General features: G+C 65.3%; 23 protein-coding genes. 19 read left to right on the forward strand and 4 right to left on the reverse strand.

The window, feature by feature from the left end; all coding sequences use genetic code 11:
• Positions 1-241: 241 nt before the first annotated feature.
• From WH303_RS15585 to WH303_RS15625, 9 genes are all read left to right on the forward strand, one after another.
• Complete coding sequence (locus tag WH303_RS15585; RefSeq protein ID WP_339519631.1) at positions 242-961, forward strand: DUF4197 domain-containing protein; 720 nt, start codon at positions 242-244, stop codon at positions 959-961.
• Positions 962-964: 3 nt separating this feature from the next.
• Positions 965-1369 (forward strand): YchJ family protein, encoded by a 405-nt coding sequence (locus WH303_RS15590; RefSeq protein ID WP_339519633.1) that lies wholly within the window; start codon positions 965-967, stop codon positions 1367-1369.
• Between the two features lie 31 nt (positions 1370-1400).
• Positions 1401-2096: an HAD family hydrolase gene (locus WH303_RS15595; RefSeq protein WP_339519635.1), complete on the forward strand. Its 696-nt coding sequence runs from the start codon at positions 1401-1403 to the stop codon at positions 2094-2096.
• Positions 2097-2196: 100 nt separating this feature from the next.
• Complete coding sequence (locus tag WH303_RS15600; RefSeq protein WP_339519636.1) at positions 2197-3831, forward strand: GMC family oxidoreductase; 1635 nt, start codon at positions 2197-2199, stop codon at positions 3829-3831.
• A 142-nt stretch (positions 3832-3973) separates the two neighbouring features.
• Positions 3974-5167, forward strand: a complete 1194-nt coding sequence (locus WH303_RS15605; RefSeq protein ID WP_339519638.1) for an ABC transporter substrate-binding protein — start codon at positions 3974-3976, stop codon at positions 5165-5167.
• Positions 5168-5247: 80 nt separating this feature from the next.
• Positions 5248-6168 carry a branched-chain amino acid ABC transporter permease gene (locus tag WH303_RS15610; protein WP_339519639.1) on the forward strand — a complete coding sequence of 307 codons (921 nt, stop codon included), beginning with the start codon at positions 5248-5250 and terminating at the stop codon, positions 6166-6168.
• The gene (locus tag WH303_RS15615) at positions 6168-7988 is read left to right on the forward strand and encodes a branched-chain amino acid ABC transporter ATP-binding protein/permease (protein ID WP_116926538.1); all 1821 of its coding nucleotides are present in this window, start codon (positions 6168-6170) and stop codon (positions 7986-7988) included. Before WH303_RS15610 ends, WH303_RS15615 begins: the two co-directional genes overlap by 1 nt.
• The gene (locus WH303_RS15620) at positions 7981-8712 is read left to right on the forward strand and encodes an ABC transporter ATP-binding protein (protein ID WP_043338144.1); all 732 of its coding nucleotides are present in this window, start codon (positions 7981-7983) and stop codon (positions 8710-8712) included. Before WH303_RS15615 ends, WH303_RS15620 begins: the two co-directional genes overlap by 8 nt.
• Positions 8709-10325 carry a GMC family oxidoreductase gene (locus tag WH303_RS15625; protein ID WP_339519641.1) on the forward strand — a complete coding sequence of 539 codons (1617 nt, stop codon included), beginning with the start codon at positions 8709-8711 and terminating at the stop codon, positions 10323-10325. The genes WH303_RS15620 and WH303_RS15625 overlap by 4 nt, the downstream gene beginning before the upstream one ends.
• 42 nt (positions 10326-10367) lie before the next feature.
• Here WH303_RS15625 and WH303_RS15630 read toward each other — a convergent pair whose 3' ends face one another.
• From WH303_RS15630 to WH303_RS15640, 3 genes are all read right to left on the reverse strand, one after another.
• Positions 10368-11996 (reverse strand): AMP-binding protein, encoded by a 1629-nt coding sequence (locus WH303_RS15630; protein WP_339519643.1) that lies wholly within the window; start codon positions 11994-11996, stop codon positions 10368-10370.
• Positions 11997-12018: 22 nt separating this feature from the next.
• On the reverse strand, positions 12019-12699 hold the full coding sequence (locus WH303_RS15635) for a glutathione S-transferase family protein (RefSeq protein ID WP_339519645.1): 681 nt from the start codon (positions 12697-12699) through the stop codon (positions 12019-12021).
• 97 nt (positions 12700-12796) lie between these two features.
• Entirely contained in the window at positions 12797-13840 is a 1044-nt protein-coding gene (locus WH303_RS15640) for an AraC family transcriptional regulator (RefSeq protein ID WP_339519646.1), read from the reverse strand.
• 152 nt (positions 13841-13992) lie between these two features.
• Between WH303_RS15640 and WH303_RS15645 the strand changes: the two genes are divergently transcribed.
• Positions 13993-15705 carry an AMP-binding protein gene (locus tag WH303_RS15645; RefSeq protein ID WP_339519648.1) on the forward strand — a complete coding sequence of 571 codons (1713 nt, stop codon included), beginning with the start codon at positions 13993-13995 and terminating at the stop codon, positions 15703-15705.
• 39 nt (positions 15706-15744) lie between these two features.
• On the opposite strand, the gene WH303_RS15650 is transcribed toward WH303_RS15645, so the two are convergent.
• On the reverse strand, positions 15745-17472 hold the full coding sequence (locus tag WH303_RS15650) for a Na+/H+ antiporter (protein WP_021024800.1): 1728 nt from the start codon (positions 17470-17472) through the stop codon (positions 15745-15747).
• Between the two features lie 82 nt (positions 17473-17554).
• On the opposite strand from WH303_RS15650, the gene WH303_RS15655 reads away from it, so the two are divergent.
• The 9 genes from WH303_RS15655 to WH303_RS15695 all read left to right on the forward strand — a co-directional run bounded on the left by WH303_RS15655 (position 17555) and on the right by WH303_RS15695 (position 26392).
• Entirely contained in the window at positions 17555-19162 is a 1608-nt protein-coding gene (locus tag WH303_RS15655) for a carboxyl transferase domain-containing protein (RefSeq protein WP_339519650.1), read from the forward strand.
• 16 nt (positions 19163-19178) lie between these two features.
• The gene (locus WH303_RS15660) at positions 19179-19967 is read left to right on the forward strand and encodes an enoyl-CoA hydratase/isomerase family protein (RefSeq protein ID WP_339519653.1); all 789 of its coding nucleotides are present in this window, start codon (positions 19179-19181) and stop codon (positions 19965-19967) included.
• Positions 19968-20059: 92 nt separating this feature from the next.
• The gene (locus WH303_RS15665) at positions 20060-20839 is read left to right on the forward strand and encodes a DUF4126 domain-containing protein (RefSeq protein WP_339519654.1); all 780 of its coding nucleotides are present in this window, start codon (positions 20060-20062) and stop codon (positions 20837-20839) included.
• Between the two features lie 56 nt (positions 20840-20895).
• Positions 20896-22905 carry an acetyl/propionyl/methylcrotonyl-CoA carboxylase subunit alpha gene (locus tag WH303_RS15670; RefSeq protein WP_339519655.1) on the forward strand — a complete coding sequence of 670 codons (2010 nt, stop codon included), beginning with the start codon at positions 20896-20898 and terminating at the stop codon, positions 22903-22905.
• Positions 22906-22964: 59 nt separating this feature from the next.
• Positions 22965-23888 carry a 2-hydroxyacid dehydrogenase gene (locus WH303_RS15675; RefSeq protein WP_339519656.1) on the forward strand — a complete coding sequence of 308 codons (924 nt, stop codon included), beginning with the start codon at positions 22965-22967 and terminating at the stop codon, positions 23886-23888.
• Positions 23889-23928: 40 nt separating this feature from the next.
• Positions 23929-24840 carry a hydroxymethylglutaryl-CoA lyase gene (locus WH303_RS15680; protein WP_339519658.1) on the forward strand — a complete coding sequence of 304 codons (912 nt, stop codon included), beginning with the start codon at positions 23929-23931 and terminating at the stop codon, positions 24838-24840.
• 86 nt (positions 24841-24926) lie between these two features.
• Positions 24927-25427 (forward strand): YbaK/EbsC family protein, encoded by a 501-nt coding sequence (locus WH303_RS15685; RefSeq protein ID WP_339519659.1) that lies wholly within the window; start codon positions 24927-24929, stop codon positions 25425-25427.
• Positions 25424-25732 carry a DUF1289 domain-containing protein gene (locus WH303_RS15690; RefSeq protein WP_339519661.1) on the forward strand — a complete coding sequence of 103 codons (309 nt, stop codon included), beginning with the start codon at positions 25424-25426 and terminating at the stop codon, positions 25730-25732. Before WH303_RS15685 ends, WH303_RS15690 begins: the two co-directional genes overlap by 4 nt.
• Before the next feature lie 12 nt (positions 25733-25744).
• Entirely contained in the window at positions 25745-26392 is a 648-nt protein-coding gene (locus WH303_RS15695) for a DsbA family protein (protein ID WP_339519663.1), read from the forward strand.
• Positions 26393-26526 lie beyond the last annotated feature (134 nt).

The raw sequence follows: 26526 nt of genomic DNA on the forward strand, positions 1-26526 counted from the left end.
CGCGCCGATGATAGTGCGGATTCCCGTGTGAAAGTAGGTCATCGTCAGGCTTTTATACTGATCAACCCCTCTGCTCTTCCCGAGTAGAGGGGTTTTTCTTTTGACCAGCATCATCTGGCACCCTTCCCAAGCCTCCGGCTGACTATGTTTTGCGCTGCAGCGCAGCCCCGGCAAGCACCTTCGCGCACGGCTGGATGCCGGTGTTTGGCACAATAGCTGGTTTGTGTTTTCAAGGACTGCCATGACCGAGCAAAGCTGTCTGCGCCAGGCGCAGCGCCGCCGTTTGCTGCATCTATTAGCGCTGCTGGGCGGCGCCGGCGCGGTGTCTCCGGCTTTGGCGCTTTCCCTGGCCGATCTGACCAATACCGATGCCAGCCAGGGCATCAAGGCCGCACTGACCCAGGGGGCGCAGGTAGCAGTGTCTCAGTTGGGCCAAAGCGGCGGCTTCTTCAACAACCCGCAGCTGCGCATTCCGTTGCCCGGCTATATGGCAGAAGCGGCCAAGATGATGCGCCGCTTTGGCCAGGGCCGCTATGTGGATGAGGTGGAGCAGGGGATCAACCGGGCGGCCGAGATGGCGGTTCCGATGGGCAAGGATGTGCTGCTGGATGCCGTGCAGCGTATGACAGTCGATGATGCCAAGCGGATCCTGAGCGGTGGTGATCATTCCGTAACCACGTTCTTTATGGACAAGACGCGCCAGCCGCTGATGCAGCGCTTTTTGCCCGTGGTAACCCAGGCCACAGGCCAGGTGGGCGTGGTGCAGCAGTACAACCAGCTGGTGGGCAAGGCTTCCAGCTTTGGTGTCTCCAGTGATGCGCTGGATCTGAACCAGTATGTGACGGGCAAGACCCTGGATGGTCTCTATGCCGTGATTGCCGAGCAGGAGCGCGCCATTCGCCAGAATCCGCTGGGCAGCGCAAGTGCGGCGGTGCGCAAAGTCTTTGGCAGCTTGCGCTAAACCATGGCCAATAAATCTCCGGTTCCCAGCCAACCGCTGTGCCCTTGTGAATCTGGCGCTGCCTACAGCGCCTGCTGCAGCCGCTTTGTTGCCGACTTTGACGGGACGCCGGCACCCGATGCCGAGCGCCTCATGCGTTCGCGTTACAGTGCCTTTGTACTGGAGCAGCGCGACTACCTGCTAGCCACCTGGCATGCCTCGACCCGTCCATCGCAGCTCGATTTTGAGCCGCAGTGCCGCTGGCTGGGCTTGCAGGTCAAGGCCTTTGAGCTGCTAGATGACAGCCATGCCGAGGTGGAGTTTGTCGCCCGCTACAAGCTGCAAGGGCGCGCGGTGCGTCTGCATGAGCGCAGCCGCTTTGTGCAGGAGCAAGGCCGCTGGTTTTATCTGGATGGTGACCAATTTTGATCGCCACCTGCAATTTTTCGAGGATCCCAAAATGAACCCCAATGCAGGCTTTGAGGCCATGCTGTTTGATTGCGATGGTGTGCTGGTGGACAGCGAAGTCATCACCAACCGGGTGCTGTGCACGATGCTCAATGAGGCGGGCTGGGTGCTGTCGTCCGAGGACTGCCTGCAGCTGTTCATCGGCAAGATGGTGCGCAGCCAGAAGGACTTGATCGAGGCGAACACCGGTAAGCCGCTGACCGATGCCTGGATGGAAGAGTTCTATGCGCGCCGCAATGTGGCGCTGGAGCAGGATGTCAAAGCCATCGAAGGCGCGGTGGAGGCCATCCAGGCCCTGCATGCGCAGTTCAAAGGGCAGATTGCCTGCGCCTCGGGTGCGGATCGCAAGAAGATTGTGATGCAGCTGCGCATTGCCGGTTTGCTGCCCTATTTTGAAGGGCGCATTTTCAGCGGCCATGAGATGCCGCGTACCAAGCCTTTCCCTGATGTCTACCTGGCCGCGGCTGCCGCGCTGCGCGCCGATCCGCAGCGCTGCCTGGTGATCGAAGACAGTGTGACCGGCACCCAGGCGGGCGTGGCGGCCGGCGCTACCGTGTGGGCCTACCACCCGCCAGCGCATGCGGTCTGCTCGCAGGCCGATCTGGCCGCAGCTGGTGCCAGCGAGTTCTTTGAACACATGGCCGATTTGCCCCAGCGCGTGGCCCGCGCATCGGCCGTCGCTGCCTGAGCTTTAAGATCCGCCCCAGACGCAGAGGCGGACACTGAAGCGACAGGCCGGATGCCAGGCTGCACCTAGACTTTTCGTCTGGTTGCCACCTGGAGCTGTTATGGGGCCTGTGCATGAGTGGGATGCAGCGTTTGACTTCATCATTGTCGGTGCCGGCATGGCTGGCTGCATCCTCGCCAACCGCCTGAGCGCATCGGGCCGCTTCCAGGTCTGCCTGCTCGAAGCCGGCCCACCCGATCACCACCCCTACATCCATATCCCCGCCGGATTTATCAAGGTTGGCTACAACTTGCGCTACACCTGGCCTTTCAAGACTGCGCCCGATGCCGCCACGATGGGCCGCCAGGTGGTCGCGCAGCTAGGCCGCACCTTGGGCGGCTCCAGCGCTGTCAACGGTTTCAACTATGTGCGTGGCCAGGCCCAGGACTATAACGACTGGGCAGCCCAGGGCGCCACCGGCTGGTCCTATGACGAGGTGCTGCCGTACTTCAAGCGCTCGGAGCGGCGCCTGGCTATCTGCGATGTGAACTACCGGGGGCTGGAAGGTGAATTGCCGATCACCGACTGCGACTGGCGCCACCCGCTGTGTGATGCCTTTATCGCCGGTGCCGCCAGCCAGGGCATTCCGTCGGGCAAGGACTACAACGCGGGCAAGCAGGAGGGCGCTGGCTACTACCAGCGCTGGATCCACCGGGGCTGGCGGGTCAGTGCTGCCAAGGCCTTTTTGCGCCCTGCCAAGGGTCGCGCCAATCTGCGGGTCATCCCCCGTGCCCAGGTCAGCCGCCTGGTGATGGAGGGCGCGCGTGTCACCGGCGTGGAGTACGCGGCCGAGCCGGGTGGCCCTGTGCGGCGCCTGCAGGCCAGCCGCGAGGTGGTGGTGGCAGCCGGCGCCATCAATTCGCCCAAGCTGCTCAACCTGTCGGGCCTGGGCGATGCGCAGCGCCTGCAGGACCTGGGCATTGCTGTACAGCAGCACCTGCCGGGTGTGGGTCAGGGCCTGCAAGACCATATGATGCTGCGCTCCATCGTGCGGGTGCAGAACGCGCCGACCTTGAACACCACCGCCCGGGGCTGGCGGCTCTGGGGCCAGGTGGCGCGCTGGATGGCGAACAAGCCCAGCATTCTGGCGATCAGCCCTTCGGTGGCTTATGCCTTCTCATCGGCGCAAACGGCTGGTGGCCGGGCAGATTTTCAGTTCCATTTCTCGCCGGGCAGCTATGCCTCCGGCATTGCCGGCCAGCTCGATGATTTTCCCGGCATGACCCTGGGCTTTTACCAGTTGCGCCCCCAGAGCAAGGGCCATGTGCGCCTGGCCTCGGCCCATGCCTGGGACAGCCCGGTGATCCAGCCGCACTACCTGCACCATGAGGCCGACCAGCGCCTGGTGGTGGAGGGCCTGCGCCAGGCCCGTCGCCTGCTGCACAGTGCCGCCTTGGCGCCCTATGTGGCCAGCGATGAGGCGCCGTCCGCCCAGCTGCAATCGGACGAGGAACTGCTGCAGTTTGCCCGTGAGCGGGGCAGTACGGCTTGGCATTTCATGGGTACCTGCCGCATGGGTGCGGCCAGCGATGGCCAGTCCGTGGTCGACCCCCAACTGCGCGTGCATGGCATCAGCGGTTTGCGGGTGGCCGATGCGTCCGTGATGCCGGCCATGCCCTCGGGCAATACCGGCGCGCCGACGATGATGATTGCCGAAAAGGCCGCTGATCTGCTGCTGGCCGAGCACCGCCACTAAGGGGTTGTAGTTACGAACTCTTACTTAGGAGAAACCCAGAAGAGCGTTTGCGGCATCCGCCGCTATATTGAAGAAGACAAGGGCCTCGTGCGTGCTAGAGAGGTTCACCAAGAGATTTTGACAACAAAGCAAGGAGACAAACATGAACAAGCTCGTCTATCGTTTGACGCAGGCTGCGGCGTTGGTTGCCAGCGCTTTTGCCTTTTCGGCCCAGGCCCAGGACATCAAGATCGGCTACACCGCCGACCAATCGGCCAGCGGCGTGGCCGAGCTGGGCATTTCCGGCCGCTGGGGCTTTGAAGCCGCTATCGAAGACATCAACAAGGCGGGCGGCATCATGGGCCGCAAGCTGGTCGGCGTCATCCGCGATGACCAGGGCACGCCGCCCAAGGCCATCCAGACCGTGCAGGAGCTGATCGACAGCGAAAAGGTCAGCGGCATCGTCGGCCCGGCCAACTCCGGTAATGCGCTGGCCTGGCTGCATATTCCGCAGCAAAAGAAGGTGCCGGTGATCGTGCCCATCGGTACCGCCACCGAAATCACCACGCGCTACGCCAAAGAGCCGCAGAACTACCTCTACCGCATCTCGATGGTGGACCGCGAGCAGGTCGCGCTGCTGGGCGCCTATGCCGTCAAGGCCTCGAAGGACAAGAAGATCGCCATCCTGGCGGACTCCACCGGCTACGGCCAGGGCGGTATCAAGGATGCGACCGAGATTCTGGCCTTGCACGGCATCAAGCCGGTGGCCGTTGAAAAGTACGGTCCCAAAGACACCGACATGACCTCGCAGCTCAACAAGATCAAGGCGGCGGGTGCGGACACCGTGATCATCTACGGCATTGCTGACGGCGCCGCCCAGGTGCTGCGCAGCATGGAGAAGATCAACTACATGCCCACGACGCTGGGCACCTGGGGCAACCTCAGCTCGCTGCTGCCCAAGATGGCGGGCACCAAGCTGGCCGAGCACCTGATCATGGCCGCCTCGACGACCGAAGACACCTCTGCCAAGACCAAGGCCCTGGGCCAGCGCGTGCGCGTGAACTTCCCGACCCTGACCACCTTCCCCTGCGCCGCCCAGGCCTATGACTCGGTGATGCTGCTGGCCGCTGCGATGAAGCAGGCCAACAGCACCGATGGCGAGAAGGTCGCTGCTGCGCTGGAGAACCTGAACAGCACCGAAGGCGTGATCAAGACCTATGACAAGCCCTTTAGCAAGACCAACCACGAAGGCCTGAGCGTGGGCGACTTCTACCTCGCCCGCTGGAAGGGCAGCGACGTGGTGCGCTTTGAAGACAGTGTCTACAAGTCGCTGACGCCAGCGGATCTGAAGAAGTAAGGCATCGACTCGTCAGGCCTGCGCCCGCCCCATGCGGTCCGCAGGCCTGGTTTTTTAGCGGCAATGTGTCTGGGGTGCGTATGCTGGATTCGATACTGCAGGCGGTCTTTAGCGGGCTGGCCTTGGGAAGTATTTATGCCTTGGTGGCGGTGGGTTTCAACATCACCTTCAACACCACCAAGACCTTGAATTTTGGCCAGGGCGAGTTCCTGGTCGCGGGCGCGTTTGTCGCGGTCTCGGTGTTGCTGCTGCTCGCCGGCAAGAACATCACCGACAGCCTGGTGCCCGCCGATGTCAGCCTGTGGCGCTATGTGCTCAGCCTGGTGGGCACGATGGCCGTCCTGGCGCTGCTGGGCCTGCTGCTGTACTACGCCGCCGTGCGGCCCTTTGTGGGGCGCGGCGGCATGGCCTGGGTGATGAGCACCATCGGCTTTGGCATCATCATCCAGAACACGGCACTGGCCATCTGGGGCCCGGCGCCGCTGGTCATGCCCTCGCCGCTGGGTAGCGAGGTGCTGCGCATCGGCAATGCCGGTGTGCTGCCCCAAGAGGTGCTGGTGCTGGTCTGCAGCGTGGCCGTGCTGCTCGCGCTCGATTATGTGATGCGCCACACCCGCATCGGCAAGGCCGTGCGCGCCGTGGCGCAAAGCGGCAGTGCCGCTACGCTGATGGGCATCAATGTGACGGCCATCGTCGTACTGGCCTTTGTCATCAGCTCCAGCCTGGCGGGCCTAGCCGGTTTGCTGATTGCGCCCATCACCACCGCCTCGGTGTTCATGGGCATGACCTTGGCGCTCAAGGCCTTCTCATCGGCCATTCTGGGTGGGCTGACCAGCCCGCGCGGCTGCATGCTGGGCGGCTTTGTGCTGGGCCTGATTGAGGCCCTGGTGGGCCTGTGGCAGGCGGAGATGCGCGAGATCAGCATCTTCTTGCTGATCATCGTGGTGCTGGTCGTGCGGCCCCAGGGCCTCCTGGGCCAGAAGATCGTGGAGAAAGTCTGATGAACAGCGAGATCAAGCACTACGGCTGGCTGGCCCTGGTGGCGGCGCTGGTGGCCGCCATCCCGCTGATGACCAGCAACGACTTTTACCTGCGCATCGTCTTTCTGATCGGGGTCAACTACATCGCCGCCTCGGGCCTGAATGTGCTGGTGAACTACACCGGCCAGAAATCGCTGGGCCATGCCGGCCTGTTTGCCGTGGGCGCCTATGCGGTGGCGCTGCTCACCACCCGTTGGGGCTGGAACCCCTGGGCCGCGTTTGCAATGGCCGGTGTGCTGGCCGGCCTGTTTGGCGTGGTGATTGCGCTGCCTGCGCTGCGCGTCAAGGGCCCGGCGCTGGCCATGGTCACCATCGGCTTTGGCATCGTGGTCGAGAAGGTCGTCTCGGAATGGCAGGATGTGTTTGCCGGCCAGCAGGGCATCTATGGCGTGGTGCCCTTGAAGCTGGGTGACCAGATGTTTGCCTCCTCGCACTGGGTCTGGTTTGTGCTGGCTCTGTGCGTGGTGCTGCATGTGATGTTCCGCCACCTGCTGGCGGGGCGTTTTGGCCGCGCCTTCATGGCCGTCAACACCGCCGAGGTGGCGGCCGAGAGCGTCGGCGTCAGCGTCTACAAGTTCAAGGTGCTGGCCTTTGTCATCAGCGCCTTTACCTGCGGCATTGCCGGCGCGCTGATCACACAGCAGAACCAGTACATCAACTCGGACTTCATCACCTTCAACTTGTCGGTCTTCTTCCTGCTGGTGGTGCTGTTTGGCGGCAATTCCGTCTACGGGCCGCTGCTGGGCGCGGTGGTGCTGACCCTGCTCGATTCGCTGCTCTCGCGCTGGCCAGGTGTCCAGCATTTCACCTATGGTGCGCTGCTGCTGTTTGCGCTGTACGCCATGCCCAATGGCCTGGCGGGCACCTTGCGCAGCCTGGCGCGCAAATACGCACCGGGCCTGCTGCCCACGCCGCAGCTGCCGCAGGATCTGCCGGCCTGGCAGCTCAAGTCCGCCGCGCCGCTGGCCAGTACCGGCGCCGAGGGTTTGCTGGACGGTCGCGGCATCTACAAGGCCTATGGCGGCGTGGTACCGACCAATGAGGTGGATCTGTGCATCAAGCCCGGCCATGTGCATTCGCTGATCGGGCCCAATGGCGCGGGCAAGACCACCTTGCTCAATATTCTGTCGGGCATTGTGGTGCCCGAGCGCGGCTCGATCCAGTTTGCGGGGCAGAGCATTGTCGGCGTGTCCCCCAACCGGATCGCCCGCATGGGCCTGGGCCGTACCTTCCAGAACCTGCGCCTGTTCAGCGACATGACGGTGCTCGACAACGTCAAGGTCGGCTTGCACGCGCATATCCAGGCGGGCTTCTTTGCCAGCCTGATAGGGGTGGGCAAGGCCCGGCGCGCCGAGCTCGCTGCGCGGGATGAGGCCTTGCAGATCCTCGACCGCCTGCAGCTGCGCGACAAGGCGCTGCACACCGCAGGCAGCCTGCCCTATGGCCTGCAGCGCCGGCTGGAGCTGGCGCGCGCGCTGGCCACCCACCCGCGCCTGCTGCTGCTCGATGAGCCGGCCGCCGGCCTCAACCCGCAGGAGACGCAGGAACTGATCCAGGTGATTGCACGCATCCGCGATCTGGGCATCACCGTGCTGCTGATCGAGCACCACATGGACCTGGTGATGGCCGTGTCCGACCATGTCATCGTGCTCGACTACGGTCAGAAGATTGCCGAAGGCACGCCCCAGCAGGTGCAAAGCAACCCGCGCGTGATTGCCGCCTACCTGGGCAGCGACGATGAAACCGAGGACAACGCGATGAACGGAGGCCCCCATGCCTGAGCAAACACCATTGCTGCGTGTCGAGGCGCTGGAGCTGCACTACGGGGCGGTTCAGGCGCTCAAAGGGGTGTCGCTGCAGGTGCATGCCGGTGAGGTGGTCACCATCATCGGTGGCAATGGCGCGGGCAAGAGCACCTTGATGAAGGCCATCTCGGGCCTGGAGCCCACAGCCGCCGGCCGTATCGAGTTTCTGGGCCAGGACATCACCCGCATGCCCGGCCACCTGCGTGTGCCCTTTGGCATTGCCCAGTCGCCTGAAGGGCGCCAGGTGTTTGCCGACCAGAGCGTGCATGACAACCTGCTGCTGGGCGCCTACCACCGCAAGGATGGCGCCGCCGCGATTGCCGCCGATGTGGAACAGCAGTTCAACACTTTCCCCCGGCTGCGCGAGCGCCGTGCGCAGATGGCCGGCACCATGTCGGGTGGCGAGCAGCAGATGCTGGCGATTGCGCGCGCGCTGATGTCGCGGCCCAAGCTGCTGCTGCTCGATGAGCCCTCGCTGGGCCTGGCGCCGCTGATCGTCAAGGAGATCTTTGCGATCGTGCGCCAGCTCAAGGCGCAGGGCGTGACCATCTTGCTGGTCGAGCAGATGGCCAACCAGGCCCTGGCGGTGGCCGACCGCGCCTATGTGCTGGAGACCGGCCACTTCACACTGCAGGGCGCCGCTGCCGATCTGCGGCGCGACCCCAAGGTGCGTGCCGCGTATCTGGGAGCCCATGCATGAGCGCGCCGGCAGCCGACCATTTTGACTATGTGGTGGTCGGCAGCGGTGCGGCCGGCGCCATCGTCGCTGCCCGCTTGGGCGAGGACCCTGCGCTGCGCATCTGCGTGCTCGAAGCCGGCCCGCCCGACCACCAGCCCTACCTCAAGCTGCCGGCCGGCTTTATCAAGGTGATCTTCAACCCGGCGGTGGCCTGGCAGTTCAGCTCCGAACCGACCGAGCGCACCGGCGGGCGGCGCATTCCGCTGCCCCAGGGCAAGACCTTGGGCGGCTCCACCTCCATCAATGGCCTGGTCTACAACCGGGGCCAGCGCGAGGATTTCGACGGCTGGGCGGCGCAGGGCAATGCTGGGTGGTCCTATGACGAGGTGCTGCCGTACTTCCAGCGCAGCGAGCATTTTGTCGATGGTGGCGATCCGGCCCTGCGCGGCCACAACGGGCCGCTCAAGGTCAGCCTGCCGCACTGGCCGCACCCGATTTGCGAGGCATTTTTGGACGGTGCCGCCGAGCAGGGGCTGGCGCGCAACCCGGACTACAACGGCGCCTACCAGCAAGGCGTGGGCTATTTCCAGCGCAGCATCCACAATGGCTGGCGCATGAGCACGGCCGGCTGCTTTCTGCGCCCGGCTGTGCGGCGCGGCAACCTGGATGTGCGGACCGGCGCGCAGGCGCTGCGCATTCTGATCGAGGGCGGCCGCGCCTGCGGGGTGGAATACCTGCAGGGCGGTGTGCGGCGCCAGGTGATGGTGCGGCGCGAAGTGGTGGTCAGCGCCGGCGCCATCAACACGCCTAAGCTGCTGCAGCTGTCGGGCATTGGCGACGGCGAGCAGCTGCGCGCTTTGGGCATTGCCACCCAGGTGCACCTGCCCGGTGTGGGCCAGCACCTCAAGGACCATTTCTCGGTGCGGCTGGTCGCGTCGGTCAAGAACGCCACCACGATCAACGAGCTGGCGCGTGTACCGCGCCTCTGGGGCCAGGCCTGGCAATGGCTGCGCGGCAAGCCCAATATTCTGCAGCTCAGCCCGTCGGTCGTGCACTGGTTCGCGGCCTCGCAGCCGGGGCTGGACCGGCCCGATCTGCAAGGCGTGTTCTCCCCGGCCAGCTACCGCGAAGGCTATGTGGGCCAGCTCGATGTGTTTCCGGGCATGACCTGCGGCGTCTGGCAGCACCGGCCGCAAAGCATGGGCACGGTGCAGCTGGCATCAGCCGATCCGCTGGCTGATCCAGTGGTGCAGCCGCGCTATCTGGCGGAAGAGGGCGACCGCCAGACCTTGATTCGTGGTGTGTGCCAGGCCCGGGCCTTGCTGCAGAGCCAGGCGCTGGCGCCCTACCGGGTGGCCGAGGTCATGCCCGGGCCGCAGGTGCAGTCCGATGACGAGATCCTGGACTTTATCTACCGCTACGGTGTCTCGTCCTACCACCTCAACGGCACGGCGCGCATGGGGCCCCGGCCCGAGGCAGGTGCCGTCGTTGATGCCCAATTGCGCGTGCATGGCCTGCAGGGGCTGCGCGTGATCGATGCCTCGGTGATGCCCGAGATTACCTCGGCCAACACCTGCGCGGCGACGATGATGATTGGCGAGAAGGGCGCCGACCTGCTGCGCCGCGCAGGCTAGGTTTTCGGCCCGCCTCGCAGTGCAGCAGCGGGCCCAGCGCCATCAGCGCTTTTTGTGCGCCCGCATGTCCAGCACCTGGGGCAGGCTGCGCACATCCTGGCCCGCCGCCAAGATCCGGTGCTTCTGGATCTTCTGCGTGCCGGTGGTGGGGATCTCGTTGGTGAACCACCACCAGCCTGGCACCTTGTAATAGGCCATCTCCTGCTGGCAGAACGCAAACAGCTCCTGGCAGATGGCGGTGCCGGGCGCCACACCGTCCGTCAGCACAATGCTGGCCAGCACCTCTTCTTCGCGGATGTCATCGGGCGCGGCCAGCACGGCCACCTGGTGTACCTTGGGGTGGGACAGCAGCACGGCCTCGACCTCGGCAGCGGCAATGTTCTCGCCGGAGCGGCGGATGATGTTCTTGCGCCGGTCCATGAAGTGCAGCAGGCCATCGGGGTCCTGCACCACCACATCCCCGGTGTGGAACCAGCCGCCTTCCCAGGCCTTGGCGGTGGCCTCGGGGTTGTCCAGGTATTCGCTGAAAAAATGCTTGCGCGGGGTCTCGGCCGAGTAGCGCACCAGCATCTCGCCAGGCGTGCCGGGCGGCACCGGCTGGCCGCTCTCATCGGCCACCAGTACCTCGAGCCCCGGCGCACCACGGCCAAAGGAGCGCGTGCCCACCTGGCGGTCGTCGCCATGGTCGGAGAGGGTGCGCACCACCTCGGTCATGCCCCAGAGCTCGATCAGCGGAAAGCCAAAGCGCTGCTCGAAGGCGGCATGCAGCTGCGGCTCCACCCCCGCGCCATAGCCAAAGCGCACACAGTGCTGCTTTTCCCAATCGGATGGCGGCTGCTTGAGCAGCAGCGGAATGATCACGCCCAGGTAGTGGACGATGGTGGCGCGGCTGCTGGCAACCTCTTCCCACCAGCGGCTGGGCTGAAAGCGGTCGGTCTGGACCTGGCAGCCGCCGGTGAGCAGCATGCAGTAGAACGACAGGATGGACGCGTTGACATGGAACAGCGGCAGCGGGTTGAACAGGCGCTCGCGGCCCTCCTGGATCGACACATGGCCGGGGTGGGATGCATACCATTTGCCAGCGGCCAGCTCATAGGCATGCGACAGCACACAGCCCTTGGGCTGGCCGGTGGTGCCCGAGGTGTAGAGGATGCTCGCGGGCGTGTCGGCGCTCAGGCTGCCCGAGGGCTGCGAGCGGGCCGGCGGCAGCGTGATCGCGCTGCCATCTTGCGGATCGGTGCAGACCAGGGCCGGCTGGTTGCGCGTGTCCTGCAGGGACTGCTGCAGCGCCTCCAGCCGCTCGGGCAGGCAGATGACCAGGTCCAGCTGTGCATGGTCGATCAGGTAGTTCAGCTCGCGGCGCTTGTAGTCGGGGTTGATGGGCACACAGCAGATGCCCAGGCTGTTCATCGCCAGCTTGTGCCAGAGATGCTCGGGCCGGCTTTCCAGAAACAGCCCCACGCGGTGGCCCACGCCATAGCCCGCTGCCTGGTAGTGGGCCTGCAGCCGCGCAACATGGGCGCCGGCCTGGGTGTAGCTGAACTCGCAGCCCTCGGGCAGGTAGCTGCGCTTGGGGTTGGCAGGTACCGTCAGCAGGCTGTGCTCGGGGTAGCGCGCAATGGCGGCCTGCAAGGCCTGGCCGATGGTGGTCTGGTCGGTGATGGCGATCATGTCGGTGGGCTTCAAGGCAGGCTCAGGGCCGGATCAAGGGCGATGGAATGGGGTCGATCTGCTGGTCCAGCGCGGCCTGCTTTTCCACCTCCAGGCTGCGCAAAAAGGCGGCGCGCTGCTGCAGGTGCATCCAGTAGTGCTGGGTGGCCGGCCCCCATTGCGAGGACATGCCCAGGTAGTCCGACAGCATCAGCGCATAGCCCACGGCCACATCGGCGGCCGTGAAGCGGCCTGCGCAGAGGTAAGGCTGGTCGGCCGGCATCGCCTGGGCGGCGGTCTCCAGTGCGCGCAGCCGGCCCAGAAACCAGCGCTCGTAGTCTTGGGCGACCTGGGGCTGGCGCCGTACGGCCGGCTCAAAGAACTGGTAGCGCAGCACCAGGGTCTGCGGAAAGGTCAAGGTCGCATCGGACATGTACAGCCAGTTCAGGTAGCTGCCATAGGCGGGGTCGCTGGGCAGCACGTCCAGGCGCTGCGCCGGGTCGCGGCTGGCCAGGTACTGGCAGATGGCGGACGACTCGGTCATGCGCGTGTCGCCGTCGATCAGCAAGGGCACGGTGCCCAGCGGGTTGAGTGCCAGGTAGTGCTTGGCCAGTGCGCGGGGCGGAAAAGGCAGCATCTGCAGCCGGTAGGGCAGGCCCAGCTCTTCCAGCATCCATAGCGCGCGGAACGAGCGCGCGCTCACACAGTGGTACAGCTCGATCACGGCAAGTCTCCATCCGATGTTGTGCCGCCATCTTGGCACGAATGGACGCCAGCGGCTGCCCTGCAGGTGTCAGCCAGGTTGCAAATCGGGCCGGTGTTCAGGCCGGCGGCCGGGTGCTCTTGCGGTATTCGGCCGGGGACATGCCCATCCAGGTGCGGAAGGCGCGGATAAAGCTCTTGTCGTTGCTGAAGCCGGCCAGCTGCGCGATCTGCTTGATGGGCCGGTTGCTGCGGTGCAGCAGGGTCAGCGAGCGTTCGCGCCGCACCTCGTCCTTCAGGGCCTGCAGCGATGCACCCTCGTCCTTGAGCTGGCGGTGCAGGGTGCGCAGCGACAGGTGCAGCTTGGCCGAGAGGCTGTCGGCGCTGTGCATCGCCGAGGGGTCGGCGGCTAGCAGCTGGCGCACACGCTGCACCATCAGCCGGTCGCGCCGGTAGGGGCGCACGGTCAGCGGCAGCGCGCGCTGCAGCATGCGCTGCAAGGCGGCCTCATCGCGGGCAATTGGCAAGGCGAGATAACGCGCATCAAACTGCATGCGGGTGACTGGCGCGCCAAACTGCACATCGCCGGGGAAGAGCAGCGCATACACATCGGCATGGGCCGGTGCCTCGAACGGAAAACTCACCTTGAACAGCGGCAGCGACGAATCGACAAACCAGCTCGACAGCCCATGCATATTGCGCAGCATGGACACCAGGCAGAACTCGCGCAGCTCGCCCAGGCCCGTGTGCTCGATGATCTCGACCGTGGCCGTCTCGCCCTGCACCTGCAGGCTGAGCGCCAGGTCATCGGTAAGCAGGCCGTGGTGGCGGCACCAGCGTTTGAGCGCCACCCCCAGGTTGGGGCTGGTGAGCGAGGCGCGCGCCAGCATGCCATAGCTGCCCCAGGGCAGGCGCCGGCTGAACCAGCCCAGCGCCTCGTCATCCAGCTCCTGCATGGCGGCGTCGGAGAGGGTCTCGAACTGCAGGGCGGTGATGCCGGGGCCGTCCTTTTCAACCGCCAAGGGATCGATTTGCGCCAATTGCAGTGCGCGGTCCGCACTCAGCCCCCGGTGCTGGTAGGCCCGCGCGATGGCCCGGACAAAGGCCATGGGCGTAACGGCGGGGTGGTGCATGACGGCAGAGGAGGGCAGCGGTTTGGGCATGGAGGGTGGGGTTTAAAAAGCGCCAAGCAGAGCCATTGTACTGGCGACATTTGCAACCATCCTGCCATCATTTGCGCGGCACGCTCGCGTATCCTGAAAGACAAGGAACAGGGCCGCCGACCCGGCTGGTTGGGCGGCGGACAGGAGACACCATGAGCGAGACCAGATTGACCAGCAGCTATGCACGGGGCGCCAGCGAGCCGCGCCTGCTCAACAAGACCATCGGCCAGCAGCTGAGCGAGACGGCAGCGCGCTTTGGCGCGCGCGATGCGCTCATCAGCCGCCACCAGGGCCTGCGCCTTACCTACCAGCAACTGCTGGAGCAATCGCAGCAACTGGCCAGCGCCTTGCTGCGCGCTGGCATCGCCAAGGGCGACCGGGTCGGTATCTGGTCGCACAACAATGTGGAATGGGTGCTGCTGCAACTGGCTACCGCCCATGTGGGCATCATCCTGGTCAACATCAACCCGGCCTACCGCACCTCCGAGCTGGCCTATGCGCTGAACAAGGTGCAGTGCAAGGCGCTGTTCGTGATGGAGCGCTTCAAGACCAGCGACTACCTGGGCATGGTGCGCGCGCTGGCGCCTGAGCTGGAAACCCAAGCCAGCGCTGCGCTGCAGATCGAGGCCCTGCCCGATCTGCGCCTGGTGGTCTGGATCGATGTCGCAGGCCAGGGCCAGGAGCAGGCGGGCATGCAGCGCTTCTCGCGCTTTATCGCCAGCGGTGATGCGGCCGACCCGCAGGTCGCGCAGATCGGCGCCACTTTGACGCCTTACGACCCGATCAATATCCAGTTCACCAGTGGAACCACGGGCTTCCCCAAGGGCGCCACGCTGACCCACCGCAATATCGTCAACAACGGCTATTTCATTGGCGAGGCGATGCGGCTCTCGGAAGAAGACCGGCTCTGCATCCCCGTGCCGCTCTACCACTGCTTTGGCATGGTGCTGGGCAATATGGCCTGCATGACGCATGGCGCGGCCATGGTCTACCCCAATGACGGCTTTGATGCGCTGACGGTGCTGGAGACGGTGCAGGCCGAGCGCTGCACCGGCCTGCATGGCGTGCCCACGATGTTCATTGCCGAGCTGGACCACCCGCGCTTTGCCGAGTTCGACCTGTCGAGTCTGCGCACCGGCATCATGGCCGGCTCGCCCTGCCCGATCGAGGTGATGAAGCGCGTGGTCAGCCAGATGCATCTGTCCGAGATCACCATCGCCTACGGCATGACCGAGACCAGCCCGGTCAGCTGCCAAAGTTCGACCGACACGCCGCTGGACAGGCGCGTGTCCACCGTCGGCAAGGTGCATCCGCACCTGGAGGTCAAGATCGTCAGCCCCGAGACCGGCGAGACCGTGGCCCCGGGCCAATCCGGTGAGCTCTGCACGCGCGGCTACTCCGTCATGCATGGCTACTGGGGTGATGAGGCCAAGACGCGCGAGGCCATCGATGGCGATGGCTGGATGCACACCGGCGACCTGGCCACGATGGATGCCGACGGCTATGTGAACATCGTCGGCCGCATCAAGGACATGGTGATCCGGGGTGGCGAGAACATCTACCCGCGCGAGATCGAGGAGTTCCTCTACACCCACCCGCAGGTGCAGGATGTGCAGGTGGTGGGCGTGCCCGACAGCCGCTTTGGCGAAGAGCTCTGTGCCTGGGTCATCGTCAAGGCCGGCCAAAGCCTGGATGCCGAGGCGCTGCGCAGTTACTGCAAGGGCCGGGTGGCCCATTACAAGGTGCCGCGCTACATCGAGTTTGTCGAAGCCTTCCCGATGACGGTGACCGGCAAGATCCAGAAGTTCAAGATCCGCGAGGCGATGATCGAATCGCTGAAGCTGGATGTGAGCAAGACCGCCTGAGACCGGCAGAGCGCCGCCATGCAGCACCCGCCTGAACGATCAATGTCCTTCCAGCTTGGCAGCCTGCTTGGCGGCGGCGCGGCGGGCCACTTCCAGGCGTTTGCGCAAGGTGATCTCGCTCAGGTCCAGCTCCTGGACCAGGCTGCGCAACGATTCGTCGTTGATGCGGTTGTTGTGCCGCTCGGCGTAGATGGTGTGGCGCTCGACCTTGATGCAGTTGAGCCGCATCTCCAGCTCGGCCACATAGCGCAGGCGCCGCTCCTGCACCGCGTCGGGCGTGGCCAGGTCTTGCACCTCGGCGGTTTCGGGCGTGCGCTCTTCGTCGAGCAGGTCGATACGGTTGCGGTACTCGCGCGCAATGCGGCCTTCGATTTCATGCTGCTGGGCCTGCCATTCGGTGGGCTGCTGGGCGGCATCGTCGTCGCTCATTGCCAGGCTGTTGATCGCAGCGCGGCAGGCTGCAATGCGCGCCTGGCGCTCTTCGCGCACCGATTCGGGCTCGCTCACCGCCTGCACGCGGCGCAGCACCAGCGGCAGGCCGATGCTGCCGATCACCAGGGTGAACAAGATGGTGCCGGTGGCCAGAAAGATCAGCATGTCCCTTGCTGGAAACGGCTGGCCGTTGTTCAAGAGCAGCGGCACGGACAGCGCACCGGCCAGGGTGACCGCACCACGGATGCCCGCCAGGGTCGTGGCCAGGTTCAGCCAGAGATCGGGCTTTTTGACCAGTTTGCCGGCCTGGTGGGCCTTGTGCAGGCTGCGGCTGACGCCCAGCATCAGCCAGATCCAGCGCAGCGCCAGCAGCGCGATCGAGATGATGGCCACATAGCCCACCAGAATCCACCAGTCATGGCCGGCATCGCGCAGGGTCACGCCGATGATCGACGGCAGCTGCAAGCCCAGCAGCAGGAAGATCGCGCCGTTGAAGGCCGATTCGACCATGGCCCAGGTACCGGCGGTCTGCATGCGCTCGGAGATGTAGTCGGCGCGGTTCAGGTCGCCAAAATTGGTGGCCACGCCCGCGGCCACCGCCGCCAGAATGCCGGAGACGCCAATCTTTTCGCCCAGCAGGTAGGCCGCAAAGGGCAGCAGCACCAGCAGCAGCACCATCTGGGTGGCGGCCACATCGCCCAGGCGGCGGGTGACGGTATCGCGCAGGTAGCTGAAGCCCCAGCCTACCGCAGCGCCCACGCCCAGGCCGCCCAGTGCGATCCACAAAAACTCCTGCGTGACCTGGGTCCAGGAGAACAGGCCGGTCAAGGTGGCGGCGATGGCAAATTTCAGCGCCACCAGGCCCGATGCATCATTGAGCAGCGATTCGCCTTCGAGCACATGCATGGTGTGGGCCGGCATGCCCAGGTTGCGCGTGATGGCCGAGACGGCCACCGCATCGGTGGGCGATATCACGGCGGCCAGCGCAAAGGCCACGGTAAGCGGGATCTCCGGAATCATCCAGTGGATCAGGTAGCCCAGGCCAATCACGGTAAACAGCACCAGGCCGAAGGCCAGCCGCAAAATAGGGCGGTACAGCGCAAAGAACTCGCGCTTGGGAATGCGCCAACCGTCGGCAAACAGCAGCGGCGGAATGAACAGCAGCATGAACAGGCCGGGGTCGAAATCGATATGCAGGCCTTTTTGCGGCCAGGACAGCGCCGCGCCCAGCATGATCTGGATCAGCGGCAGCGGAATGGCCCGGATGTAGCGCGCAATGATGCCGGTGACGGCACCGATCATCAGGACGAGCAGGACGGTTTCGACGGTGTGCATGGTGCGGATTCGTTTGGCAGCAGACTATTTTTAAAGAAAACGCGTTTCTGAACGGAACGCTAGAACATTGAAGAGGACAAGCATGAGCAAACTCGCAACCCAGCTGAATGCCCGGTCGGCAGATTTTCAGACCAATGCGCAAGCCATGCGCAGCATTGTGGAGGAACTGCGCGCCCAGTCTGCCAAGGTGGCGCAAGGCGGTGGCGAAGCCGCCCGTGCCAAGCACCTGGGCCGGGGCAAGCTGCTGCCGCGTGACCGCGTGCAGATGCTGCTCGACCCGGGCACGCCCTTCTTGGAGCTGGCGCCGCTGGCTGCGCTGAACATGTACAACAACGATGCACCCGGTGCGGGCCTGATCGCCGGCGTGGGCCGCGTCAGTGGGGTGGACTGCATGATCGTGTGCAATGATGCCACGGTCAAAGGCGGTACCTACTACCCGATGACGGTAAAAAAACATTTGCGCGCCCAGGAAGTGGCCGCGCAAAACCGCCTGCCCTGCATTTACTTGGTGGACTCGGGCGGCGCCAACCTGCCCAACCAGGACGAGGTCTTCCCCGACCGCGAGCACTTTGGCCGCATCTTCTACAACCAGGCCAATATGTCGGCCCAGGGCATTGCGCAGATCGCCGTGGTCATGGGCTCCTGCACCGCTGGCGGCGCCTATGTGCCGGCGATGAGCGATGAGTCCATCATCGTCAAGAACCAGGGGACGATCTTTTTGGGTGGCCCACCGCTGGTGAAGGCCGCGACCGGCGAGGTGGTGAGCGCCGAAGACCTGGGCGGTGGCGATGTGCACACCCGCCTGTCGGGTGTGGCCGACCACTTGGCCGACAACGACACCCATGCGCTGGCGCTGGCCCGCAAGGCGGTGAGCCACCTGAACAAGGCCAAGCAGCCCCATGCGGCTGACAAGGCGCCACAGGCACCGGCCTACCCGGCCGATGAGCTGTATGGCGTGATCCCGGTTGATACGCGCAAGCCTTTCGATGTGCGCGAAATCATCGCCCGCATTGTCGATGGCAGCGATTTCGACGAGTTCAAGGCCCGTTTTGGCGCCACCCTGGTCTGCGGCTTTGCCCGCGTCGAAGGCATGGAGGTGGGCATCATCGCCAACAACGGCATTCTGTTCAGCGAGTCGGCCGTCAAGGGCGCGCACTTTATCGAGCTGTGCTGCCAGCGCAAGATTCCGCTGGTGTTCCTGCAGAACATCACCGGCTTCATGGTGGGCCGCAAGTACGAGAACGAGGGCATTGCCCGCCACGGCGCCAAGCTGGTGACGGCAGTGGCCACAGCCAACGTGCCCAAGTTCACCATCATCATCGGCGGCAGCTTTGGCGCCGGCAACTACGGCATGTGTGGCCGGGCCTACAGCCCGCGCTTCCTGTGGATGTGGCCAAACGCACGCATCAGCGTGATGGGCGGCGAGCAGGCAGCCAGCGTGCTGGCCACGGTCAAGCGCGATGGCATCGAAGGCCGGGGCGGCGCCTGGACGGCGGAGGAGGAAGAGGCCTTCAAGGCGCCCATCCGCCAGCAGTATGAGGACCAGGGCCACCCCTACTACGCCTCGGCTCGCCTGTGGGACGATGGCGTCATCGACCCGGCCGATACCCGCCGCGTGCTGGCGCTGGGCCTGGCGGCCACGCGCAATGCACCGATCGAGGACACCCGATTCGGCATCTTCCGCATGTAAGGACAGAGAGGACACCATGAAAAGTACATTTCTGACCGTCGAAGCCGCTGGACCGGTGGCCACCATCACCCTGACCCAGCCTGATGTGCGCAATGCCTTCAGCGATGAGGTGATTGCCGACATCACCCGCGCCTTTACCTGGGTGGGTGCGCAGGACCAAGTCCGCGCCGTGGTGCTGGCTGCCGAAGGCCCGGCCTTCTGCGCTGGCGCCAACCTGAACTGGATGCGCGCGATGGCCGACTACACCCGCGAGGAGAACCTGGTCGATGCCGGCAAGCTCGCCGAGATGCTGCGCGTTATCTACACCTGCCCCAAGCCGACGATTGCGCGGGTGCAGGGCGATGTCTACGCCGGTGGCATGGGCCTGGTGGCCTGCTGCGACATGGCGGTGGCGGCCAGCCACGCCGGTTTTTGCCTCAGCGAGGTGAAGATCGGCCTGATCCCGGCCACCATCAGCCCCTATGTGATCCGCGCGATGGGTCCGCGTGCGGCGCACCGCTACTTTCTGACCGGTGAGCGCTTTGACGCTGCCGAAGCGCTGCGTACCGGCTTTGTGCACCAGGTGGTGGAGGCCGAGGCGCTGGACAGCGCCGTCGACGGCCTGCTGAAGCACTTGCTCAGTGCCAGCCCGGCGGCAGTGCAGGCCTGCAAAAAGCTGGTGCTCAATGTGGCCGGCCGCGAGGTGGACGAGGCACTGATCGCCGAGACCGTGGCCGGCATTGCCGACATCCGCGCCAGCGCCGAAGGCAAGGAAGGCGTGCAGGCCTTCTTGAACAAACGCAAACCCAGCTGGCTGGGAGGCTGATGCAGCCCTAACGCGGCCTTGGATGGCAGACAGCAAGCGGGCATTGGCGCTATAAACAGCGCGTTTGCTGACTGGCACTGAGGAGCACCACCATGGATATCTGGAACACCATCGTCAACTGGCTGCACGGCATCGGCCTGCATCTGGACAAGGACACCGCCCACACGGTGGGGCAGACGGCCGACCAGGTCGGCCAGGTGGCCGGCCAGATGGGCCAGGCCATGGCGCAGTGGGACTGGGGCCAACTGATGGCGCTGGCGGCTGCGCTGGGCTGGGCCAGTGGCTTTCGGCTCTACGCGGTGGTGTTTGTGACGGGCATGCTGGGCGCCACCGGCGTGCTGCAGCTGCCCGGTGGGCTGACGGTGCTGCAGCAGCCGGTGATCCTGTTCATCAGCGGTGCGCTGCTGTTTGTCGAGTTCTTTGCCGACAAGATCCCCGGCGTGGATTCGGTCTGGGATGTGGTGCAGAGCGTGGTGCGGGTGCCAGCGGGTGCGGCCTTGGCGGCCAGCGTGTTTGGCACCGACAACGCGACGATGGCGACAGCGGCGGCCCTGATGGGCGGCACCCTGGCGCTGAGCAGCCAGGTGGCCAAGACCACGACGCGCGCGGCCATCAACACCAGCCCGGAGCCTTTCTCCAACTGGAGCGCGAGCTTGGTCGAAGACGGGGTCTCGATCGGCGCGGTGTGGCTGGCCATCCACCACCCGCTGGTGTTTGCGCTGGCGCTGGCCGTGGTGCTGGTGCTGATGTGGGTGATGACCTGGGTGTTGTGGAAGTTTTTGCGGGCCGTGGTGCGCCGGATTCGCCGGTGGCTGGGCCATGAAGAGCCGGTGGCCTTGGCTGCCACGGGCGCGGATCACCAACGATATTGACCGGGGGCTTGCAAAGGCGGGCCGGGGTCAGGGAAGAAGACTGAGGAGATTGTTCTATGTTCTCGAAAATTTTGATCGCCAACCGTGGTGAGATTGCCTGCCGCGTCGCCGCTACCGCCCGCCGCATGGGCGTCAAGACCGTGGCCGTCTACTCCGACGCCGACGCCCATGCCAAGCATGTGGCCGCCTGCGACGAATCGGTGCATATCGGCGGCAGCGCCCCCAAGGACAGCTACCTGCGCTGGGAGCGCATCATCGAAGCCGCCAAGGCCACCGGCGCCCAGGCCATCCACCCCGGCTACGGCTTTCTGAGTGAGAACGAAGACTTTGCCGTGGCCTGCGCCGCTGCGGGCCTGGTGTTCATCGGCCCGCCTGCCAATGCCATCCGTGCGATGGGCCTGAAGGCCGAATCCAAGCAGCTGATGGAAAAGGCCGGCGTGCCGCTGGTGCCCGGCTACCATGGCGCCGGCCAGGACCCGGCGATGCTGCACGCGGAGGCCGACCGCATCGGTTACCCGGTGCTGATCAAGGCCAGCGCTGGCGGCGGTGGCAAGGGCATGCGCCTGGTGGAAAAGAGCGAGGACTTTGCTGCCGCGCTGGAGTCCTGCAAGCGCGAGGCCATCAACAGCTTCAGCAATGATGCGGTGCTGATTGAGAAATACGTATTGCGCCCCCGCCATATCGAGATCCAGGTGTTTGGCGACACCCAGGGCAACTGCGTCTACCTGTTCGAGCGCGATTGCTCGGTGCAACGCCGCCACCAGAAGGTGCTGGAAGAAGCCCCCGCGCCCGGCATGACGCCCGCGCTGCGCCAGCAGATGGGCGAGGCGGCGGTGGCCGCTGCCAAGGCCGTGGGCTATGTGGGCGCGGGCACGGTGGAATTCATCGTCGAGCAGCCCGGCGGCTACGACCAGCCCGAGGCGATGAAGTTCTACTTCATGGAGATGAACACGCGCCTGCAGGTCGAGCACCCGGTGACCGAGGCCATCACCGGCGAAGACCTGGTGCAGTGGCAGCTGTTGGTGGCCAATGGCCAGCCGCTGCCCAAGCAGCAGGCGGAGCTCAAGATCAGCGGCCACGCGATCGAAGCGCGCATCTGCGCCGAGAACCCGGACAACAACTTCCTGCCCGCCACCGGCACCTTGCATGTTTACCGCAAGCCCGACTGCAGCAGTTTTGCGATCAGCGATGTGCGCATTGACGATGGCGTGCGCGAAGGCGATGCCATCAGCCCCTTCTACGACAGCATGATCGCCAAGCTCATCGTCCACGGCGCAGACCGCGCCCAGGCGCTGGCGCGGCTCGATGCGGCGCTGGCTGCGGTGCGCATTGTCGGCCTGCAGACCAATGTGCAGTTCCTGCGCCATATCCTGGCCACGCCGTCGTTTGGCCAGGCCAAGCTCGATACGGCGCTGATCCAGCGCGAAGAGGCACGGCTGTTCAAACAACGCGGCCTGGGCCTGGATACTGCGGCAGCCGCTGCCGTGGTGGCCGAGCTGCTGCAGGAGCGCACTACCGAGAGCCACGACCCCTTCAGCCGCCGCGATGGCTGGCAATCGCATGGCGTGACCGAGCGCCGCTTTGACTTTGAGTTTGGCGGCGACAAGCTGCAGGCGGCGCTGCGTTATGAGGCCGCTGGCCTGGTGCTGACGGTGGGCGATGCCACCGGCCCGCTGCAGTTCAGCCCCAACGGCGAGTTGGTGGAGCTGCAGTTCAACGGCCAGCGCGACCAGGTGCAGACCTGGCAGCAGGGCGAGGTGGTGCATGTGTTCGCCCCGCGCGGCGCGGCCGAGATCACCGCCATCGATGCGCTGGCCCATGCCGGTGAGGCCGGCAGCGAAGGCGGGCGCCTGACGGCCCCGATGCCGGGCAAGGTGGTGTCGTTTGCAGTCAAGGCCGGTGACAAGGTCAGCAAGGGCCAGCCGCTGGCGGTGATGGAGGCGATGAAGATGGAGCACACGATTGCCGCCCCGGCCGATGGCGAGGTGCTGGAGCTGCTGTTTGCGCCGGGTGACCAGGTGACTGAGGGCGCCGAACTGCTCAAGCTGCAGGTCGTCGCCGCCTGACAGGGCCGCTGCGCTGTCTGTGACGGTGCGGCACCCTTTTCTGTGCTGAAATGCCGGCCATGAAAATTCTCGTCTACACCGACAGCGATGAACTCCAGCCCTGGCTGGATGCGATTCGCCTGCACCTTCCCCAGGCCCAAGCCTGCGGCTGGACACCCGGCATGGCGCAGGCCGATTACGCGCTGGTCTGGAAGCCGCCGCAGCAGCTGTTCGACGAGCAAGGCGCCGGCCTCAAGGCGATCTTCAACATGGGCGCCGGCGTCGATGCGCTGTTTGCGCGCCAGCTGCCGCCCGGCGTGCCGGTGCTGCGGCTCGAAGACGCCGGCATGGCCGTGCAGATGGCCGAATATGTCTGCCATGCGGTCATCGACCATTTTCGTGACCTGGCGCCGTACCGGGCGCAGCAAAGCGCTGGCGTCTGGGCCCAGCAGCCCTTGCGTTTGCGCAGCGACTTTCCGGTCGGCGTGATGGGCCTGGGTGTGCTGGGCGAGCGCGTGGCCCAGGCGGTGGCGCAGTTTGCGTTTCCGGTGCACGGCTGGAGCCGCTCGCCCAAGCAGATCGCCGGTGTGCAGTGTTTTGCCGGCAGCGCGCAGCTGCCGGACTTTCTGCGTGCCACGCGCATCCTCGTCAATCTGCTGCCGCTGACCGCGCAGACCGAGAACATCATCGACGCCGGCCTGCTGGCACAGCTGCAGCCGGGCGCCTATGTGATCAATGTGGCGCGCGGCGCGCACCTGGTCGACGCCGACCTGCTGGCCGCGCTGGACAGCGGCCAGGTGGCTGGTGCCACCTTGGATGTGTTCCGCACCGAGCCGCTGCCCGCCGAGCACCCGTTCTGGCAGCAGCCGCAGATCCGCATCACGCCGCACAGCTCCGCCCGCACCTTGCCCGAGGAGACCTTGCAGCAGATCCTGCACAAGCTCCAGGCCTTTGCCGCCGGAGAGAAGCCTGGCGGCATGGTCTATGCCGATCGCGGATACTGATTCCGCCCCCGTTTTTAAGAAATACCCCAGGAGACGCCCCATGGCCCGCTACCCCCAACGAGTCCAATTGATTGATGTCGGCCCGCGCGATGGCCTGCAGAACGAGAAATCGCCGGTGCCGGCGGCCGTCAAGATCGAGCTGACCCAGCGTCTGCAGGATGCGGGCCTGACCGAAATTGAGGTCACCAGCTTTGTCAGCCCCAAATGGGTGCCGCAGATGGGCGACAACGCCGAGGTGATGGCGGGGCTGGCGCGCAAGGCCGGCGTGCGCTATTCGGTGCTGACCCCGAACATGAAGGGCTATGAAGCGGCCGTGGCCTCCCAGCCCGATGAGATCGTGGTGTTTGGCGCGGCCAGCGAAGCCTTCAGCCAGCGCAATATCAACTGCTCGATTGCCGAGAGCATCGAGCGCTTTGCCCCCGTGGTGGAAGCGGCCAAGGCTGCCGGCATTGCGGTGCGCGGCGCGATGAGCTGCACCGTGGGCTGCCCGTATGAGGGCGAGATTGCGCCTTCGCGCGTGGCCTACCTGGCCGAGCTGATGAAGGGCATTGGCGTCGAGCGCGTCGATGTCGCCGACACCATCGGCGTGGGCACACCGATCAAGGTGCAAAAGGCGCTGGAAGCGACCTTGCAGTATTTCAACCTGGACCAGGTGAGCGGGCATTTCCACGACACCTATGGCCAGGCGCTGCCCAATACCTTGGCGTCGCTGGAGCTGGGCATCTGGAACTTCCAGTCGTCCATCGCCGGCCTGGGCGGCTGCCCCTATGCCAAGGGCGCGACCGGCAATGTCGCCACCGAAGACCTGGTCTACATGCTGCATGGCATGGGCATCGAGACCGGCATTGACCTGGACAAGCTCGTCGATGCGGGCATCTACATCAGCGACTTTTTGCAGCGCAAGCCCAACTCGCGCGTGGCCGTGGCGCTGATGAACAAGCGCGCGGGTTGATCGCCCAGCGCGGCAGCGCGAATGCCCGCTGCGCTGCAGCGGAGCCTGCTAAACGGCACAATCGTCGCTTAACAAGGAGTTGAACCATGTGTGGAGCGGAGTTGCTGAGCCTGCCCGAAGGGGTGCAGCGGGTAGACAGGGTGCTGCAGGACAAGGGCCATCCGCATGGGCCGCAGATGCTGGAGGTGGCAGCGCGCACGGCCCAGGAAGCGGCCGATGCGCTGGGCATTGCGCTGGGCCAGATTGCCAAGAGCATTATTTTCCGCCGCAAGAGTGATGACGCCTGCGTGCTGGTCATCACCTCGGGCGACTGCCGCGTGGACGAGGCCAAGGTGGCTGCGCTGGTCGGCCCGGTAGGCCGTGCGGATGCGGATTTTGTCAAAGCCCGTACCGGCTTTGCGATTGGCGGTGTCTCGCCCGTCGGCCATGTGAGCCAGCCCGTTACCCTGATTGACCGGGAGCTGTTCCGTTTTGAACAGATTTGGGCTGCCGCAGGCCACCCGAACGGCGTGTTTGCGCTGGCGCCGGCCGATCTGGAAGCGCTGACCGGCGCGCCGGTGGCCGATGTGGTCAAGGAGGCGGCATGACGGAACAAATGGACAAACCGGTGGAGCTGCCAGTGGCTTCGCCCGCGCCGCTGGCAGCCCGCACCAAGCAGGTGCGGGTGACTGGCGCCTTTGCCGCCGATTACAGCGATGTCGTGCCATCGCCCTGCGTGTCGCTGTGCAAGATGAATGCGGACCGCAGCCACTGCATCGGCTGCTACCGCTCGATCGATGAGATCCGTGCCTGGTCCAAGGCCGACACCGCAGAGCGCCAGCAGATCTGGCTGCAGGCGCTGGGCCGTGCGGGCTTGGGCAGCAATGGCCGGCCGCTGGTGCCGGCGGCCTGACAGGAGCCGGGTATGAAAAGCATCGATTTCTACCTGGACTTTGTCTCCCCCTACGCCTGGCTGGCTTTCCATGCGCTGCCGCAGGCGCTGCAAGGCCATAGCGTGCATGTGCGCTACCGGCCCGTCTTGCTGGGTGCCTTGCTGCAGCAGCATGCCAACCCCGGCCCGGCCGGCATTGCCGGCAAGCGCGAATGGACCTACCGCCATGCCAGCTGGCTGGGCCACAGCCTGGGCTGCGGTCTGCAAATGCCCGCCCAGCACCCCTTCAACCCCTTGCCCTTGCTGCGCCTGGCCTTGCGCACGGGCCAGGGCGGCTGCATCAACCGCTTCACCGCCGATGCGATCTTTTGCCATGTCTGGCTGGGTGGCGCCGATGCGCTGGATGCGCAGCGCCTGCAGGCCTTGGAGCAAACGCTTGCCGAGCAGCTGCGCCATGGCGATGCGGCCGAGCAGGAGGCCAAGCAGGCCTTGCGCAGCAATACCGATGCGGCGGCCGCCGCCGGCGTGTTTGGCGTGCCCAGCATGGTGCTGGACGACAAGCTGTTCTGGGGCCTGGATGGGCTGCCGATGCTGAGCGCCTACCTGAACGGCGACGCCTGGTTTGCCGATGGCCAATGGGAGGCGGCAGCAGACCGCCCCTCCGGTTTGCCCAAGCGCTGATTTCCAGCTTCTAAGCCGCTGAAAACGCCCCTCCCAGCGGTTTTGCCCGCCCTGGGACTTTCCCTTGGTTGCTGCTGCAGTGCAGCGATATTCCGCATCGCAAAACGCTTTGTGCGGGTTGCGCTGGATTTTGT

Origin of the sequence: Comamonas sp. MYb69 (assembly GCF_037479315.1) — a bacterium.
Classification (GTDB): Bacteria; Pseudomonadota; Gammaproteobacteria; order Burkholderiales; family Burkholderiaceae_C; genus Comamonas.